The following is a 14,811-nucleotide window of genomic DNA, read 5'->3' on the forward strand; positions in this document are numbered from 1 at the left end:
TCTGTAATAAAAAATATAATACCATCAGAATAAGCCGCAAATAAAAAGAGAACCTTCATAAGTTGATCTTAATTAAATAATTCATTTTAAATCAAGGAAAGAAGGATGGTGGAAATATAGCAATACGGCCACAGTTGGAATCGAAAGCAAAATGGCAAGTAAAGGCCGTTTATAATGTGTACCAAGAACAAGAAACATGATGATATTGAAGTAAGCAGAATTGAATAAGTCCCAGCCGTTGTTGTAGGTAAACAGTCCTTTATTCTGGAATATGAATTCTATAAAGGTAAATAAGGCGACCCATGCGGACAAATACACAATCTTATACTTTATACTTTTAGGAATATAACGAAGGTAGACCATAATAACGATTGGTATGATAATAAAGCTGAAGGTTAAATCAATGAACGTGTGATTCAGCCATGATGATTCAGGTTTATAGACCCATAAAGTATGATTAAAGAAAATGAAGTTATAAAGTAAATTGCAAATAATATAAAATTGAATTGTTGGATAAAATTCCTTCCATTTTTTCCAATCAACAAAAAAATATGCAAATAGCATGTAAATACCAACAAAAATAACAAGATACATATCAGGACTTCCTTTTGTATTTTAAGTTATTATTTCCAGCAGTGTACTTGACAATACAAAAATCGGCCACTCAAAGGAGAAGAATTATGATACACCATATCGAAATCAACGTGTCGAACTTAAACCGAACAATAGAGTTTTGGGACTGGTTTTTAAAAGAATTAAACTACAATGTATACCAGAAATGGGATAAAGGGATTAGCTGGAAATTTGAAAATACCTATTTAGTGTTTGTACAGACAGAAGAAAGATTTCTCCGAGCAGACTATCACAGGTCACAAACTGGATTGAACCATTTGGCTTTCCACGCAGGTTCAAAAGAACATGTTGATGAAATGACAGAGGGACTTATCAAGAAAGGAATTCCTATTCTGTACCCTGACAAGCATCCGTTTGCAGGAGGAAAGAATCATTATGCAGTGTTTTTCGAGGACCCTGACCGAATAAAAGTTGAGTTGGCAGCACCCTCTATGTCTGAATGATATATTTTTTCCAGGTGTATTTTTCCTGAATATAGGGAAAAGTATTTTATGTTTGTAAAATAGGAGGCACGGGGAAAAGTTATGGCAGGAGCGTTTTGGGGCATTATCATCTCTGCGTTGGCAACAGGACTTGGAGCTATACCAATTTTATTTCTAAATAATGTTTCATCAAGATTAAAGTCGCTGCTGCTCGGTTATGCCTCTGGAATCATGATGGCAGCTACTACATTCAGCTTGATTCCTGAATCTCTACATTCATCAAACCTTTGGGTATTATCCCTCGGGATGCTTCTCGGTACCTTTATATTAAACGTTATTAATTCTAAAACGGATAATCTGGACACTGACGATTTCAGATTCCTTTCCGGGATCGATCGAAAGACATTTGTTATCATTACTGCGATTACCCTGCACAATCTGCCAGAAGGTCTGTCTGTTGGGGTTAGTTACGGGACAGGGCAGGATGAACTCGGCGGTATTATCGCGTTTGCAATTGGCCTGCAAAACGCACCAGAAGGATTCCTGGTGGGCCTTTATTTAATCCACCAGAAGATTTCTAAGGTCAAGGCTCTTATCATCGCGACGTTAACTGGAGCTGTAGAAATCATTACAGCAGCAATCGGCTATTTCCTTGCATCGGAAGTAAATGGCCTCGTACCTTATGGACTCAGTTTCGCTGCAGGAGCAATGCTTTTTGTCATTTATAAGGAACTGATTCCGGAAAGCCAGGAAGATGACCACGTGAAGTTTCCGACCTATTCTTTTGTCCTCGGATTAATATCTATGCTTTATCTTATAAGTCAATTTGGATAAATGTTTAATACTAGGCTGACTCTAAGGTCGTTAAAATACGACCTTTTATGAGTCAGCCTCTTTCTGAGTTCTCCTACTTATTCTTTTGTCTTGAAACTTATCTGGGAACTGTTTCTTAATTACCTTAGACAAGGTGTCAGCGAAATGAATCATATAGTTTAATTTATAAAGGAACTTAAATCAAAAGGAGTGAATACATTATTTACAACAAAATTCAATAAAGATAGGTATGATGAATAATGTTGTTTTCAATTTCATTTCTGTTTGGCCTCGTAATTCCTTTTATGTTTTATACGATAAAATCAAAATGGGTAAAATGGCTTCCAGCGATATTTTTATTGATATTCACAGTAATTATAGGAGTTAAAATATTATTTTATCCAGCACCAGAGATGGCTGTATTGGGAGAGATTGTTTATTTAATGCTCCTTGGTTCGGCTTTTATTGGAACACTAATCAGCGGCATGATCATTTATTATTTGAAACGAAAATAATCGAGAAAAAGTCGGCCATTATACAGTGGCCGATTTTTTACCTTGAAATTTTTAAAGGAAATAATGGTTTTTAAAAGAATATATAAGGGCTACCTTTATGGCGAAGGTTATAAGTGGCACAATAGGTATTATTAATGATTTGGAAATCTCAGAAATTCAATGGGTTGATCTTAAAACAGCCAACGAATTGATGCTTACTATCCAGAAGGAGTTGAAGGACTGCTCAGTTCTTCAGCGCCATACAATTTTCAAATATAGGCCGCGAAGGAGGGAAATGCAATGGATATTTCTATTGTATTAAAAGAACTAAAGGACCTGGAATATATTAAAGATGAAAAAGCGACATTTTCCAAACTTAGCGGCGGAACTGTGAGCGAGATCTATTTAGTCAATTCAAATCTAGTGGTTAAAGCGAATAACCCAAAGATTGTTGAAGCTGAAGCTGTGTTTCTAGATTACTATAGTGGCATCTCCTTATTGCCCAGATTATTTTATAAGCATTCGGAAAACGAATACTTAGTATATTCCTACATAAAAGGGAAGCCGTATCATCCTAGGAATAATAAGCAAGAATTGTTGATTAGTCTTGTAAAAAACGTCTTGAATCAATACAAAGCTTCTTCATGGGAAAGTAGATGGGGGTGGATTGATGAACCTGCCGAGTCCTGGAAAGACTTTATTGTCAGCCGGATAAGTGAAGCAGAAAATAACCTTCAATTCACATTATTAGCTGAGGACCATAAGCTTGTTCATTCTTTAATTAACAAACAAGGACGATATAGCACGGAAAATCCATTTTTGCTTCATGGGGATTGCGGGGTACATAATTTTATTTTTGAGGACGGAGAGCTTTGCGGTGTGATCGACCCATCTCCAGTAATTGGACCGCCTGTATACGACCTTATTTACGCGTTTTGCTCTTCTCCAGATAGCCTGACAAAGGAAACGATTGATTCAGCAGCTATTCATTTATTGGAAAAAGGCGAGCTGTTCAACGAAGAGATACTGGTAGGTCTTTATTTAAGAATTTCCACTTGCATTAAACATCATCCAGAAGATTTAAATGAGTATTTAGCTGCCTGGGAATATTGGAAGAAAATTGTTGAAGAAGGTTAAAGGGGTTTGTAAGCTAGTAAAGTGTATTTTTTACAGTTAACTAAAATAAGATAAAAAACTTTTATTCAGGGTAAAGACAGTAGTAGTCTGGTATTCTAAAGGTATACATATAAGGAGGGATAAACGTGGGAGAATGCAATATTGATCACAGCCAAGAAGATGTTAAAAAGAAATACGAGTCACAATTGGAATTTTTGCCTCAAGACATGAAACCACTATTCGATAAGTTTTTTCAGGGAGAACATACCCAGGACATTCTTAATGAAGTGTTCCACTTGCTGAAAAAATATGACCTTGTGACAGAGGAAGAACAATTCGAGAGAAATAACAGACTATACTTAGTATTAAAGAACGTATAGGAACCAAAAAAGGAGCCGAGTGCTCCTTTTTTGGTTCCTTCCGTTTCCTTGCCCGTTATAATCATTTATTATATTAAGCGCAAAATGACCGTCGCAGCTGATTGAATTAACAAGAAAATTTACAGAAGATTCTTTGTTTATTTTGCCAGCGAAATTTCTATTGCCAGCAAAAACCAGAAGGAGTAAAATTAGGTGGATATTTCGAAATACAAAATAATTTTACAACTTTGAAAGAAGAGGAATTTATGCAAAGTCCTTCTGAAATAACAAAATTGAATGAAAAAAACAGTATCATAAATGGCGTTGCTTCGACGGTTGTAATGAGCATGAGCAATAACTATTTTGCGCTGTTTGCCATAGGAGTTTTGGGAGCGTCAAATTACCAGGTAGGCTTGATCAGCTCATTGCCGCAAATAGTGGGTATGTTCGCGATGATCCTCGGAACTGCGATTATGAGCAGACTTCAGGAAAAAAAGAAATTTACCGGGCTCTCAATTTTTTACACCCGTTTGTTTTTGCTCGGAATGTTTTTTGTCATTTATCTTCCGCCAGAATATAGGGCTTGGACCTTCGTCATACTTATAGGTCTCATGAATCTGCCAGGTTCATTCGCTATGCTTAGCTGGCAGTCCTTCATAGGTGATCTTGTTTCAGATAGCAGAAGAAGCGGTTTCTTCAGCGAAAGGAACAGGATTCTGACCATTGCGGGCATGATCACTACTTTGCTTATTGGGATAGCTCTTCAATGGTTTGATAAGACAAACCCACTGCCATATCAGATCTTATTTATCATGGCATTCATTTTTGGAGTTGTAGAAGTTTACTATTTGAATAGACATATAGAACCTAAGAAAGATCGTACTGTAGAAAAGAAACGCTTTAACTTTGGTTGGGATGCTTATAAACACAAGCCATTCATTTACTTTTTAATATGCGGCTTATTTTTTAATTTTGCCTGGCAGCTCGCTTGGCCGTTATTTAACATTTACAATATTAAAGTGGCCCATATGACTGGTTTCTGGATCAGCATAATCACTGTTGCAAACCAGGTAGGTCAGATCATAAGCTATAAGTGGTGGGGAAAGATGGCTGACAGGCATAGTAACGCTAAGATGCTTGGAGTGACAGCCATCGGGATGGCTTCTGCCCCTTTTCTGACAATCCTTTCTACCAATATGTATTATTTGACCTTTGTTAACTTTACGTCTGGCCTCTTTGTTTCGGGAACTGTGCTATTATTGTTTAACCAGCTTCTGGAAGTAACCAGAGAGGAGAACAGGGGGAGCTTCATCGCTCAGTACAACATTCTGCTAGCTATTGTCGGGTTCGCGGCACCCCAAGTAGGAGTTTATTTGCTGCATCTAAGTTCAATCGAAACAGCAATGAATCTCGCATCTGTTTTACGTATGGTCAGCGGAGGAGTATTCGTTTTATTCTTTATTTTAATGAAAAGACAATATAATACTGGCAGTAAGGTAGCAGTCCAGAGATAAGAAGAAGAGGAGCCGATTTTTTTACGGCTCCTCTTTCTAAATTATTGGCTGCAAAAATTATCAAAGCAAAGAACTTTTATGAAAAACACCGTTTAGTGAACGTCGTCTGTTGTACTACGTTGGGCTTAGCATTAGGGATTACTATTAGCATTTGTTATAATTGTATGGACTTTAAAAGACATACATAAATGGAGTGATACCAATGTCAAAGGCTTTAGAAAAACGGAAGATTGGCAGCATGAATCAGGAAGTAACTTTCATTGGATTTGGAGCCTTATCAATTGGACGCGATTGGGGCTTAGCAGACAAACAGAGGCCAGATGAAAAGGAAGCTGGAATCGTAATGAATTCCGTACTAGATTTGGGCATCAATCTAATTGATACCGCAAGCGCGTACCACCGCAGTGAGGAACGAATCGGTAATTCAATTTCCAGCCGTCGCAATGAATACGTTCTTGCTTCTAAGTGCGGTGAACATAATGAAGAACCAGGAACCTTTTATGATTTTTCATATAATGCAATAAAGGAATCAATCGACCGAAGCTTGACTCTATTGAAAACAGATGTAATTGATTTGATGCAAATCCATTTTGGACCCGATCCTGAGAAAGTGATCACAGATGGAGAGACGGTCAGAGCAATGAAGGATGCCCAAAAGGAAGGTAAAATCCGTTATCTTGGAGCTTCAATTGATGGGGAACTTGCAAGGCAATGCATCTTGTCAGGAGATTTCGATGTCATGCAGATGGAATACCATTTACTGAACCAGCAGAATGTAGATAATATTAAGCTTGGTCAAGAAAAAGGACTCGGAGTATTTATAAGGACTGGACTCGGTCGTGGCTTGCTTACCGCAAAGGCATTACAGGCAGAGGTTAAGCCAACAAAACTGCAGCAACTCCTTGAGCTAGTCAATAATGACGGGGACCTGCTTTCCACTTTGGCCCTTAATTTTCTTTATGAAAATAAAGGCATCAGCTCTGTATTAATAGGAACGAAAAATCTCGAGCATTTCAAGAAAAACATCGAATTGCTTGAAAAAGATTTTGACAAAGAATTACTCATCAAGGCAATCGAAATCGGAAAGAATTAATAGGTACCCGGCCAATTCTCTGGCCGGGATTTTTAATTCAAGAAATATTGGTAATAAAGGAATTATTATTGGAACTGACGAATAAAACTAAATAATAAAATTAGGACAGGTTGTGTTCATCTATGATGATGATCGGATATTTCATTTTGGCATATCTGCTTGGCAGCTTGATGTCTGGCTTTATCATAGTCAGGATTCTCGGCAAAAAAGATATCAGAGTCGAGGGAAGCGGCAATGTCGGTGCGAGGAATGCTGGCCGAGTACATGGCAAGACCTCGTTTGTTTTAACCTTTCTTGGGGATGCTTTGAAAGGGGCACTTGTCATATTTGCCGGCAGATATCTTGAATTCTCTCCGGAAATATTATTGGTCGGATTAGGTTTTGCTATCCTGGGACATTTGAAGCCAATCACTCTGAAGTTTAAGGGAGGGATGGGGATCTCCACCTTTATCGGAGGAATGCTTGCTTTTGAACCCATATTAGCAGTCGTGATTATTGCAGGATTTATCTTATTTTTTCCTTTTTTTAAAAGCTTCACTTTTGCAGGACTTGGTTCTTTTATGCTGATTCCATTCGCTATTTATTTTCTTGAAGGAGCGATAGGAATATCTTTAATGGCAGGAGTTTTAGTGCTGATAATATTATTTGTTCATCGAGTGGATATAATGGAAAGATTGAATAAAAAAGCATAAATGTACCTTTTCTACAGGACAATCGCAGACAACCATTTTGGAAAACCGGCATATAGTGAATTAAGCAGGATAGCAAAATGGAAGGAAGGGTTCATGTGATTAACTGGAGTGTAAGGCTGAAAAATAAAACATGGGTAATCTCTTTTTTATCGCAAATTATGATTATGGCTCAAGTAGTATTAGAAGGATTAAACATGCTAGGCTGGACATCGTTCCGTCTGACAGAACAAATCCAAAATGAAATATTAATGCTGGTAAATGGAATATTCTTGATCCTCTCGATGCTCGGAATAGTGCAGGATCCTACAACAAAAGGGTTCAAGGACAGCGAGCGAGCAATGACCTATAAAGAGCCAAATTGATCGGAGACTCTTCAAGCTTATAAATCGAATGAAAGATGCTATTAATATGTAACAGCCAGATTGAGAGGCAAATGTTTACGTTTTGCACATTTTGAGGTAAAGGATTGAATAGGATAAAGATAATATATCCATTTGAAAGGAGCCTGCAAAATGTGGAATTGGATTTTGATCCTGCTGGTACCGATAGCAATCTTGCTGTTGATTGAAGAACTTAGCCAATTTATTTGGCGAAGTTATTTAAAAGACGGAAAAGAAAAAAAGAATACCCGAATCCATCGTATAATGGAGCGGGCTAGACAAACAATGAAGAAATACAAGAAGAATCCATCGCTATAATGTGCAGGATTCTTTTTTTGATATAATAAGAGTTTCTTCATTATTGAAAGATTCTTCTTTTTAACTTATGATAGTAAAAGATATTCAGAAAATTTAGAAATGTATTAAGGGGGAGAATTCATGAAAAAAGGTATACCAGAAAACTGGTGGAACCAGCTGACCATTCCTGCCATCGCTGCGCCAATGTTTCTTGTTTCAGGTCCCGATCTTGTAAGCGCTTGCTGTAAAAATGGGGTTATTGGTTCCTTCCCAGCCCCAAACGCACGCCCTATCGAAGTCCTTGATAAATGGATGGGTAAGCTGAATGCTGACCTGGAGGAAGTAAAAATGAGCGAGCCAGACCGAAAAGTCGCTCCATGGGCAATGAATATGGTCGTACATAGTTCTTACAGCCGCCTTGACGAAGAGTTGGAATTGCTGAAAAAACATAAGCCCCAACTAGTCATCACTTCGCTAGGAAGCCCAAAAAGAGTCGTGGAAATCGTACATGAATACGGGGGACTTGTTTTTTCCGATGTGAGCGATGTCAAATTTGCCAGAAAGGCTGCAGAAACTGGGGTTGATGGCCTCATACTGGTAGCTAGCGGGGCAGGAGGACACGCGGGAGAGCTAAACAGCTTTGCATTCGTGGACTCAGTCCGGACATTCTGGGATGGAATCATTGTTTTGGCAGGGGCGATTACTACTGGAAAAGCAATATTAGCTTCCCAGGCAGCAGGGGCAGATCTTGCATATATGGGTACAAGGTTTATAGTTGCTAAAGAAAGCATGGCAAATGACGAGTACAGACAAATGGTCGTTGACGCAACTCAGGACGACCTCCTTCTTACCGATGCTTTTTCAGGCGTTAAGGCAAATATGCTGAAACCCAGCATAATCAAAGCCGGACTTGATCCAGAAACACTCACTAAAAAGGAAAGCGTCAATTTTGATTCGATGCAAAGGGAAACGAATGCTAAAGCCTGGAAAGACATATGGTCCGCTGGACAGGGCGTTGGCGCAATCCGGAAAATTGAATCCGCTGAGGAAATAATCGGACATTTGGAAGAAGAATACAAAGAGGCTTTAACTAAACTGAACAGCCAGGCGAATAAGCTGAAAACCCATTCTGTAAAATAAAAATGCTTACACCGGACCCTATGAGTGTCCGGTTTTCTTATATTTTACTTGCTATTTTGACGCCGGCTGAGACTGCTTAAAAGGGATTTTATCAAAAATACATCGGGAAGGTAATCAATGGAGGTTATTAATGTTATTTAACTTAGCTTTTTTTAAAACTAAAGGGATATTTTAACCTCTTCCCGTATATATAACATTATTGGACTGTAACTTATATGGAAAGAACAAAAATCGTTAAAAAACATTAGTTGTGTTAGAATTAAGAGTATGTATTTTAATACGTGAATTCATTGTTTGTTTTCCTTGGATTCCAAAGGAGACTGATAACAATGCAACAAACAATTAAAGACCTCATTAGTAGCGTAAATGACACTGGCGCACACATTTTTTATTCCTTTAAGGATCAGAAAATGTATATTAATAATGTAATAGCTTATGTCAATTCAGCTCTTGAGCTTGGAAACCATGTGATGATCATCGAGAATGACAGAATAATGCCGATTATACAAGAGAAGCTTGATGAGGTGTTTGAACAAGAACAACTCGACATGGTTCATACAATAAATAATTATGATTTTTATTGCTATCGCGGTAACTTCCATAAAGAAACGATTCTGAGTTATTTGGAAAATATGATCGCTCCATTCCTGGAAAAAAATATTCCAATCCAGACATGGGCACATGTGGAATGGAGAGACCAGGAGGAAATATTCCAGACATTAGGGGAATATGAAAAGGAAGCAGACAGGATGCTGCAAGCGACTAATTTGATTACTATCTGTGCCTATGATGCAAATAGGGTCCCCCAATCACTGAAAGAAATACTAATGGATTGTCATGATTATTACATGATGGATAGCGCAATTAGTATAATCGAAAGAAACAAAGTAAAAGTAGAATAGCATCCAGATGGGTGCTCAGACTGTAGACAAATTCGATGAAATTCGGGCTTGCCTGCAGTCTTTTTATTTGGTTGGAATGTAAATGGGACTGTTGATTTCCGTTCCAGGCGCTTCGCTTTCCGCGGGGCTGGCGGTGAGCCTCCTCGTCGCAAGCTCCTGCGGGGTCTCACCTGTCCAGCTGATCCCGCAGGAGTCTGCGCGCCTTCCACTCCAATCAACAGGGCTTTCAAAATTAGCATAGAACTAAATCAATTCCTATAATAAAATAGATATATATAACGCTTAAGGTGATAAAGATGCTATCGAAAAACAATCGGACCCAACGAGACCAGTTTCCTGAGGGGACATAAAAAATTGTCCAAGCAGGCGATGCTTACTTTCACTGCCTTGAATAACTTTAAAAGATGGCCAGCTAGACCTGGAAAAGCCCAGTAACAACCTTGAAACATAGTCAATCCTCAAGTAAAAACTCCTTTTGTCGACAAACTGAGCATCCCATTTGGAATGCTATTTTCATTTTAATCCATAACCTTATAAAGGTTTTCAACTTTTTTGTAGGGGATTAGGATGTAAGGCTGGCCTGCAGGAGTAAACTCTTCTATACCTGCCTGGTTTACATCTGGAGAAAAATATTTCTTTCCCCACTTCTTGATTATTTCACCTGTTGTTCCTTTTTTGATAATTCCTTTTCGGGGCTTGCCAAAAGGAACTTTGTTTCTTAGAGCAAAAAACGATATTTCAGAGTAATACATTATATCCTCACTAATTTTAACCTTATAAAGTCTTCTTTCTTTGCCGAACAAGATCCTTCACCGCCAGTTTTTTGAATAAATATGTATATTGTATACGAAGGATAAAGGCAAAAGGATTCAATAGCAAAACATTTATACAGATTTTCGTTCCCAAAGTTTAACAGGGAGCACGATTTTATCGGAATACTCTATGTCTTTGGATTGATCAATATATGCCATGAATGCAGAGGAACCAAGTTGTTTAGTAGGAATTTCAATTGTCGTGATACCCAGTATCTTTGATATCGGATGGTTATCGAAACTTATGACGGCAAAATCTTCAGGGACCGTTAATTCATTATTTTTGGCTTCGGCAATCATTCCTGCCGCAACTTGGTCATTTCCTACAAGAAATGCTGTTGGTTTTTCATCCCATTCTAAATATTCATCAATCACTTTCTTGCCATCCTCAATCATCAAGCATTGTCCGATTATCCATTCTCTCCTGAATTTCTCGCCAATAACCTTCATTTTTTTCTCATAGGCGGCCTTTCGTTTCTGGCTGTTCGTTCCTTCTAATCTGCCTAAACAAATAGCAATCTTTTCATGTCCCTTAGAAACTAAGTAATCCAATCCTAGATTAAAGGCTTCGACATGCTTAATTGAAACAGACGGGAATTCTTGCTGGTCTGCATCCTCGCATAACACGGTTGGCCCAATCCCTTTATAATTCAGCAGTAAATCAAACTGCACAGCCCTAGAACAAAATATGACACCATCAATGAGGTGCCCGCGCAATTGCTCTAATGCTTCGAGTTCCTTATCCTGATTGTAGTCTGTTTGGAACAGGACCAGCTGGACATTATGTTTCATCGCTTCTTCGGCAATTCCTTCAAGGAGTGCTGAAAAGTAAGGATGATTAATTGTGGGAAGTACGACCCCAACCATATTTGTTTTTCCTTGAGATAAATGCACAGCGTTTATATTACGGCTATAGTCTAATTTTTCGATTGTCTTCAATACAGCATCTTTTTTTGCAGTACTTACGTAAGGGTGATTATTAAGAACTCTGGAAACGGTAGAAACCGATACACCAGCGAGTCGTGCAATTTCTCGTATATTAGCCATAATTTTTTCCTCACTTATTGAAATAAATCCCTTGACCTGAAACGCGTTTCACAAATTATCTTAGATTTAACGAAAAAAAAGGAGTGGTTCAGGATGGTTTCAGGCATTACAATGCTAGCTGGTTTATGTGTGTTTGAATTAATTTTAGCAAAAATCGCCATTGGAAATGGCAAAATCGAAGAATTTAGTTTTCAGGACTTTTATGATTGGCACTCTACAGAGAGCGAAACAAAATAAAAGAACGGTCGCTGCCTGATTTTCTGGCAGCGATTTATTAAATTTTCGGTTGTAAAATCAATAAAGTTTACGAAAGATGTTACCATTAAACATTTCTTTTTGCATTAAAGGGTATAATCTCGAGTGAATCAAAGTATGATGAGGTGACATCAAAGAGGAAAAAGAATCTACGAGCCGAATATTAATGATGATGGAAATGATTTTATCAGAACTTGAAACTTTTTCCTTCTGCTTCCGTAAATACTAAAGTCAAAAACGAAAGAGGTGAAATATATGAGCAAAACGAAGAAGGTGATGGCCGGGATTTCAGCGACGGCTTTAATGATGGGGCTAGTTGGCTGCAATAATAACCAGCAGGCTGTTCCGGACCGTGATTGGGATCAGGATGGTTCAGCACCGGATGAACAGGATTGGAGTTCAGGAGAAGAACAGGATATACCACCGGTTCCAGAGGGGACTGATTGTTCCGACTGGGAATGGGATGCTGAAGATGGAGTTTGGGAATGTGATGACTCAAGGTCACCGTATTTTGGGCATTTCTTTTTCGGCGGAATGTTTTTTTCCAACCGATCCATGTTATATAAAAGCAATGACTATATGAATTATAAAAAAAGCCCGTCATTCAAGGGGGCAAGGCTTGACAGTAACTATAAAAACACTTCGCCAAGCGGCAGTTCGGGATTCGGCAGCGGATCCAGAAGCACGACTGGCGGTTAAAAGGAGAGGCTTAAACGATGAATCTGTATTTAAATTTTGCTGCTTATCTAGGCTTGGGGTTGCTTTTATTAACAGCTGGCGTGGCCTTATTCGTATTGGCTACACCAAAAATCAAGGAATTTGAGTTGATTGGTAAGAAGAACGTCACTGCAGCGCTGTCACTAGGAGGAAAAATGCTGGGACTTGCGATTGTACTTGGGGCTGCAGCAGAGTATTCAGTGTCACTCCTTGATATGGCCATCTGGGGTTCCATCGGGATTTTCACACAAATCATCGTGTTCTTCCTTGCTGAATTAGTTACAGTTCGATACAGTCTGCAAACGGCAATTGAGGAAGATAACCGTTCTGTTGGTGTCATCTTGTTCTCTCTGTCATTTTCAGTTGGCTGGATTGTCGCAAAGAGCCTTTCGTATTAGAAAGAGGTGAACGCTCATGAAAAAACTCACTTACTTCGTCCATGTTGGAAATGGGAAGTACGAACCCTTTTTCGAGTATTCCATTTCAAATGTTGGGATTGATGAATTTTACGCACGTCAGCTTTGCACTTATTTTATTATTAAAGGAAGCCAATATGAATTAGTATCGAACGAAATGGACGGGGAAGAAGAAATTCTCATCCTTGAGGACCGTGGGCGGAACAATTCAGTCATTGATGAAAAAGGATTTCGCGGGCAGGGCATCCATGTGGAATTCCGCCTCCATTTGGAAAGTGAAAATTATAAGCTGCTCACCGCTATTCCATGCAGGACGCATCTCGATGTGATTCGTTATCTTTTAAAGGATGTGGCAGATGTGCCCGGCATCGGCCAAATGGCAGTCATGTCCACGGAAATCGATGAGGACCGGGGTGTTTATGTTCTTTATGTAAAAGATCTTGATGATACTAACATGGAATAGGAGGAGTTCCATGAACCGCTATAAGATAGATAGAGAGAAATTTTACAGTAAAATTGAAAACTTTTGGCCTGATTTATACGGAGAGGAATATGCCCTGTATGATATTTCCTCTATTGATAAAAGAGAATTGGATGCAATAAGGCTTTGCACCCATAAGGCAGGTCTGGTTTTCTTCAAGGTTTGCGAGCTGTTGCGGAACGCAGATAGCCATACACTTCTTGAAATGGGGTTTCCAAAAGAAACCCTCGATTTTTTGCAGCTAAAAACAATCAGGCCAGAAACTGTAATCGCAAGACTGGATCTTATCCAAACGAATAATACATATAAAGTGATCGAAATCAATTCAGATACTCCTACATTCATAAAAGAATTATTCCACGTAAATGGTCTTGCTGCCAGGGAGTTTGGTTATGCGGACCCTAACGATGGAGCAGAAGACCATTTGGCGAATGCTGTCCGGGAAAGCATCCATGAAACTGCAAGATGGCTAGAAGAAGTTGAACCCTTTGTAGTTTTCACTGCCCATGAGGACAATATCGAGGATCGAAACACAGTGCTATACCTACAAAGACTATACGGCCTGCCTGCAAAGTTCATCCCGCTGAACCATCTAAGAATAGAACCTGGAAAAGGCCTTTTTGATGATAACGGCAGAAAAATAGATATCCTTTATCGTCAAACATTCCCAATTGAGAGCCTGATTATGGATGAAGACAGTTCCGGGAACAAAATTGGCCAATGGCTGCTTGATCTAGTAATCGAAAAGAAACTTGCGGTCATCAACCCGCCTTCAGCATTCCTTCTCCAAAATAAATCAGTTTTGGCCGTAATCTGGGGGCTGCATGAGCGTGGCGATTCTTTTTTTACTGAGGAAGAGCATAGCTGGATTGAGGAATATTTCCTGCCTACCTATCTGGAGCCAGACACTTTCCTATTAAAGCAGAGCCCATTTGTTAAGAAGCCTATTTTTGGCAGAGAGGGTGATACGGTGCAAATTTTCAGTCCAGCTGGGAAGTTGTTATTAGAGGAAGCACAAAAAACATATTCAGATGTTCCTTCGATTTATCAACAGTTTCTCAAACTTCCCCGGACGAATTACCAGTCTGAAAAAGGCATGCAAATCGGACATAAGCTAATTGGCAGCTTCCTGATCAATGGAAAGCCTTCTGCAATTGGCTTTCGTGTCGGAGGGGAGATTACCAATAATCTTTCCTGTTACTTGCCTGCAGGACTGTCTAGATAGTAA

General features: G+C 38.9%; 19 protein-coding genes. 16 read left to right on the forward strand and 3 right to left on the reverse strand.

What is annotated here, in order from left to right:
* Positions 1-81: 81 nt before the first annotated feature.
* Positions 82-594 (reverse strand): CBO0543 family protein, encoded by a 513-nt coding sequence (locus tag M3204_RS10580; protein WP_251481226.1) that lies wholly within the window; start codon positions 592-594, stop codon positions 82-84.
* Positions 595-680: 86 nt separating this feature from the next.
* Between M3204_RS10580 and M3204_RS10585 the strand changes: the two genes are divergently transcribed.
* The 11 genes from M3204_RS10585 (at position 681) to M3204_RS10635 (ending at position 9,855) form a co-directional block, all read left to right on the forward strand.
* Positions 681-1,076, forward strand: a complete 396-nt coding sequence (locus M3204_RS10585) for a VOC family protein (RefSeq protein WP_251481227.1) — start codon at positions 681-683, stop codon at positions 1,074-1,076.
* Positions 1,077-1,157: 81 nt separating this feature from the next.
* Positions 1,158-1,889 carry a ZIP family metal transporter gene (locus tag M3204_RS10590; protein ID WP_251481228.1) on the forward strand — a complete coding sequence of 244 codons (732 nt, stop codon included), beginning with the start codon at positions 1,158-1,160 and terminating at the stop codon, positions 1,887-1,889.
* Positions 1,890-2,662: 773 nt separating this feature from the next.
* Entirely contained in the window at positions 2,663-3,499 is an 837-nt protein-coding gene (locus M3204_RS10595; protein WP_251481230.1) for a phosphotransferase, read from the forward strand.
* Positions 3,500-3,624: 125 nt separating this feature from the next.
* The gene (locus M3204_RS10600; protein WP_251481232.1) at positions 3,625-3,858 is read left to right on the forward strand and encodes a group-specific protein; all 234 of its coding nucleotides are present in this window, start codon (positions 3,625-3,627) and stop codon (positions 3,856-3,858) included.
* A 245-nt stretch (positions 3,859-4,103) separates the two neighbouring features.
* A complete protein-coding gene (locus tag M3204_RS10605) occupies positions 4,104-5,351 on the forward strand; it encodes an MFS transporter (RefSeq protein ID WP_251481234.1) in 1,248 nt (415 codons plus the stop codon).
* Between the two features lie 202 nt (positions 5,352-5,553).
* Positions 5,554-6,444: an aldo/keto reductase gene (locus M3204_RS10610; RefSeq protein ID WP_251481235.1), complete on the forward strand. Its 891-nt coding sequence runs from the start codon at positions 5,554-5,556 to the stop codon at positions 6,442-6,444.
* Positions 6,445-6,566: 122 nt separating this feature from the next.
* Complete coding sequence (locus M3204_RS10615; RefSeq protein ID WP_251481237.1) at positions 6,567-7,136, forward strand: glycerol-3-phosphate acyltransferase; 570 nt, start codon at positions 6,567-6,569, stop codon at positions 7,134-7,136.
* A 77-nt stretch (positions 7,137-7,213) separates the two neighbouring features.
* Complete coding sequence (locus M3204_RS10620; protein WP_251481239.1) at positions 7,214-7,498, forward strand: phage holin; 285 nt, start codon at positions 7,214-7,216, stop codon at positions 7,496-7,498.
* A gap of 150 nt (positions 7,499-7,648) precedes the next feature.
* Positions 7,649-7,834 carry a hypothetical protein gene (locus tag M3204_RS10625; RefSeq protein WP_251481240.1) on the forward strand — a complete coding sequence of 62 codons (186 nt, stop codon included), beginning with the start codon at positions 7,649-7,651 and terminating at the stop codon, positions 7,832-7,834.
* Positions 7,835-7,954: 120 nt separating this feature from the next.
* Positions 7,955-8,953 carry an NAD(P)H-dependent flavin oxidoreductase gene (locus M3204_RS10630; RefSeq protein ID WP_251481242.1) on the forward strand — a complete coding sequence of 333 codons (999 nt, stop codon included), beginning with the start codon at positions 7,955-7,957 and terminating at the stop codon, positions 8,951-8,953.
* Positions 8,954-9,282: 329 nt separating this feature from the next.
* Positions 9,283-9,855 carry an MEDS domain-containing protein gene (locus M3204_RS10635; protein ID WP_251481244.1) on the forward strand — a complete coding sequence of 191 codons (573 nt, stop codon included), beginning with the start codon at positions 9,283-9,285 and terminating at the stop codon, positions 9,853-9,855.
* A 518-nt stretch (positions 9,856-10,373) separates the two neighbouring features.
* Here M3204_RS10635 and M3204_RS10640 read toward each other — a convergent pair.
* A complete protein-coding gene (locus tag M3204_RS10640; protein WP_251481246.1) occupies positions 10,374-10,658 on the reverse strand; it encodes a hypothetical protein in 285 nt (94 codons plus the stop codon).
* A gap of 81 nt (positions 10,659-10,739) precedes the next feature.
* Positions 10,740-11,714, reverse strand: a complete 975-nt coding sequence (locus tag M3204_RS10645) for a LacI family DNA-binding transcriptional regulator (RefSeq protein WP_251481248.1) — start codon at positions 11,712-11,714, stop codon at positions 10,740-10,742.
* Positions 11,715-11,807: 93 nt separating this feature from the next.
* Here M3204_RS10645 and M3204_RS10650 point away from each other — a divergent pair, with 93 nt between their 5' ends.
* The 5 genes from M3204_RS10650 to M3204_RS10670 all read left to right on the forward strand — a co-directional run bounded on the left by M3204_RS10650 (position 11,808) and on the right by M3204_RS10670 (position 14,808).
* On the forward strand, positions 11,808-11,951 hold the full coding sequence (locus M3204_RS10650; protein ID WP_251481250.1) for a hypothetical protein: 144 nt from the start codon (positions 11,808-11,810) through the stop codon (positions 11,949-11,951).
* 273 nt (positions 11,952-12,224) lie between these two features.
* A complete protein-coding gene (locus M3204_RS10655; RefSeq protein WP_251481251.1) occupies positions 12,225-12,668 on the forward strand; it encodes an aminotransferase yhxA in 444 nt (147 codons plus the stop codon).
* A 17-nt stretch (positions 12,669-12,685) separates the two neighbouring features.
* Positions 12,686-13,084 (forward strand): DUF350 domain-containing protein, encoded by a 399-nt coding sequence (locus tag M3204_RS10660; protein WP_251481253.1) that lies wholly within the window; start codon positions 12,686-12,688, stop codon positions 13,082-13,084.
* A gap of 16 nt (positions 13,085-13,100) precedes the next feature.
* Positions 13,101-13,565 (forward strand): RNA helicase, encoded by a 465-nt coding sequence (locus tag M3204_RS10665; protein WP_251481255.1) that lies wholly within the window; start codon positions 13,101-13,103, stop codon positions 13,563-13,565.
* A 10-nt stretch (positions 13,566-13,575) separates the two neighbouring features.
* Positions 13,576-14,808, forward strand: coding sequence for a glutathionylspermidine synthase family protein (locus tag M3204_RS10670; protein WP_251481257.1), 1,233 nt, complete (start codon positions 13,576-13,578; stop codon positions 14,806-14,808).
* The last annotated feature ends 3 nt before the right edge of the window (positions 14,809-14,811 follow it).

Origin of the sequence: Mesobacillus subterraneus (assembly GCF_023715485.1) — a bacterium.
GTDB classification, from domain to species: Bacteria; Bacillota; Bacilli; order Bacillales; family Cytobacillaceae; genus Mesobacillus; species Mesobacillus subterraneus_B.

Coding starts and splice junctions, on each gene's coding strand:
- M3204_RS10580 (WP_251481226.1), bottom strand. CDS start 594: ATGTATCTTGTTATTTTTGTTGGTATTTACATGCTATTTGCATATTTT.
- M3204_RS10615 (WP_251481237.1), top strand. CDS start 6,567: ATGATGATGATCGGATATTTCATTTTGGCATATCTGCTTGGCAGCTTG.
- M3204_RS10595 (WP_251481230.1), top strand. CDS start 2,663: ATGGATATTTCTATTGTATTAAAAGAACTAAAGGACCTGGAATATATT.
- M3204_RS10625 (WP_251481240.1), top strand. CDS start 7,649: ATGTGGAATTGGATTTTGATCCTGCTGGTACCGATAGCAATCTTGCTG.
- M3204_RS10670 (WP_251481257.1), top strand. CDS start 13,576: ATGAACCGCTATAAGATAGATAGAGAGAAATTTTACAGTAAAATTGAA.
- M3204_RS10655 (WP_251481251.1), top strand. CDS start 12,225: ATGAGCAAAACGAAGAAGGTGATGGCCGGGATTTCAGCGACGGCTTTA.
- M3204_RS10665 (WP_251481255.1), top strand. CDS start 13,101: ATGAAAAAACTCACTTACTTCGTCCATGTTGGAAATGGGAAGTACGAA.
- M3204_RS10585 (WP_251481227.1), top strand. CDS start 681: ATGATACACCATATCGAAATCAACGTGTCGAACTTAAACCGAACAATA.
- M3204_RS10650 (WP_251481250.1), top strand. CDS start 11,808: ATGGTTTCAGGCATTACAATGCTAGCTGGTTTATGTGTGTTTGAATTA.
- M3204_RS10630 (WP_251481242.1), top strand. CDS start 7,955: ATGAAAAAAGGTATACCAGAAAACTGGTGGAACCAGCTGACCATTCCT.
- M3204_RS10590 (WP_251481228.1), top strand. CDS start 1,158: ATGGCAGGAGCGTTTTGGGGCATTATCATCTCTGCGTTGGCAACAGGA.
- M3204_RS10610 (WP_251481235.1), top strand. CDS start 5,554: ATGTCAAAGGCTTTAGAAAAACGGAAGATTGGCAGCATGAATCAGGAA.
- M3204_RS10635 (WP_251481244.1), top strand. CDS start 9,283: ATGCAACAAACAATTAAAGACCTCATTAGTAGCGTAAATGACACTGGC.
- M3204_RS10660 (WP_251481253.1), top strand. CDS start 12,686: ATGAATCTGTATTTAAATTTTGCTGCTTATCTAGGCTTGGGGTTGCTT.
- M3204_RS10620 (WP_251481239.1), top strand. CDS start 7,214: ATGGAAGGAAGGGTTCATGTGATTAACTGGAGTGTAAGGCTGAAAAAT.
- M3204_RS10605 (WP_251481234.1), top strand. CDS start 4,104: ATGCAAAGTCCTTCTGAAATAACAAAATTGAATGAAAAAAACAGTATC.
- M3204_RS10645 (WP_251481248.1), bottom strand. CDS start 11,714: ATGGCTAATATACGAGAAATTGCACGACTCGCTGGTGTATCGGTTTCT.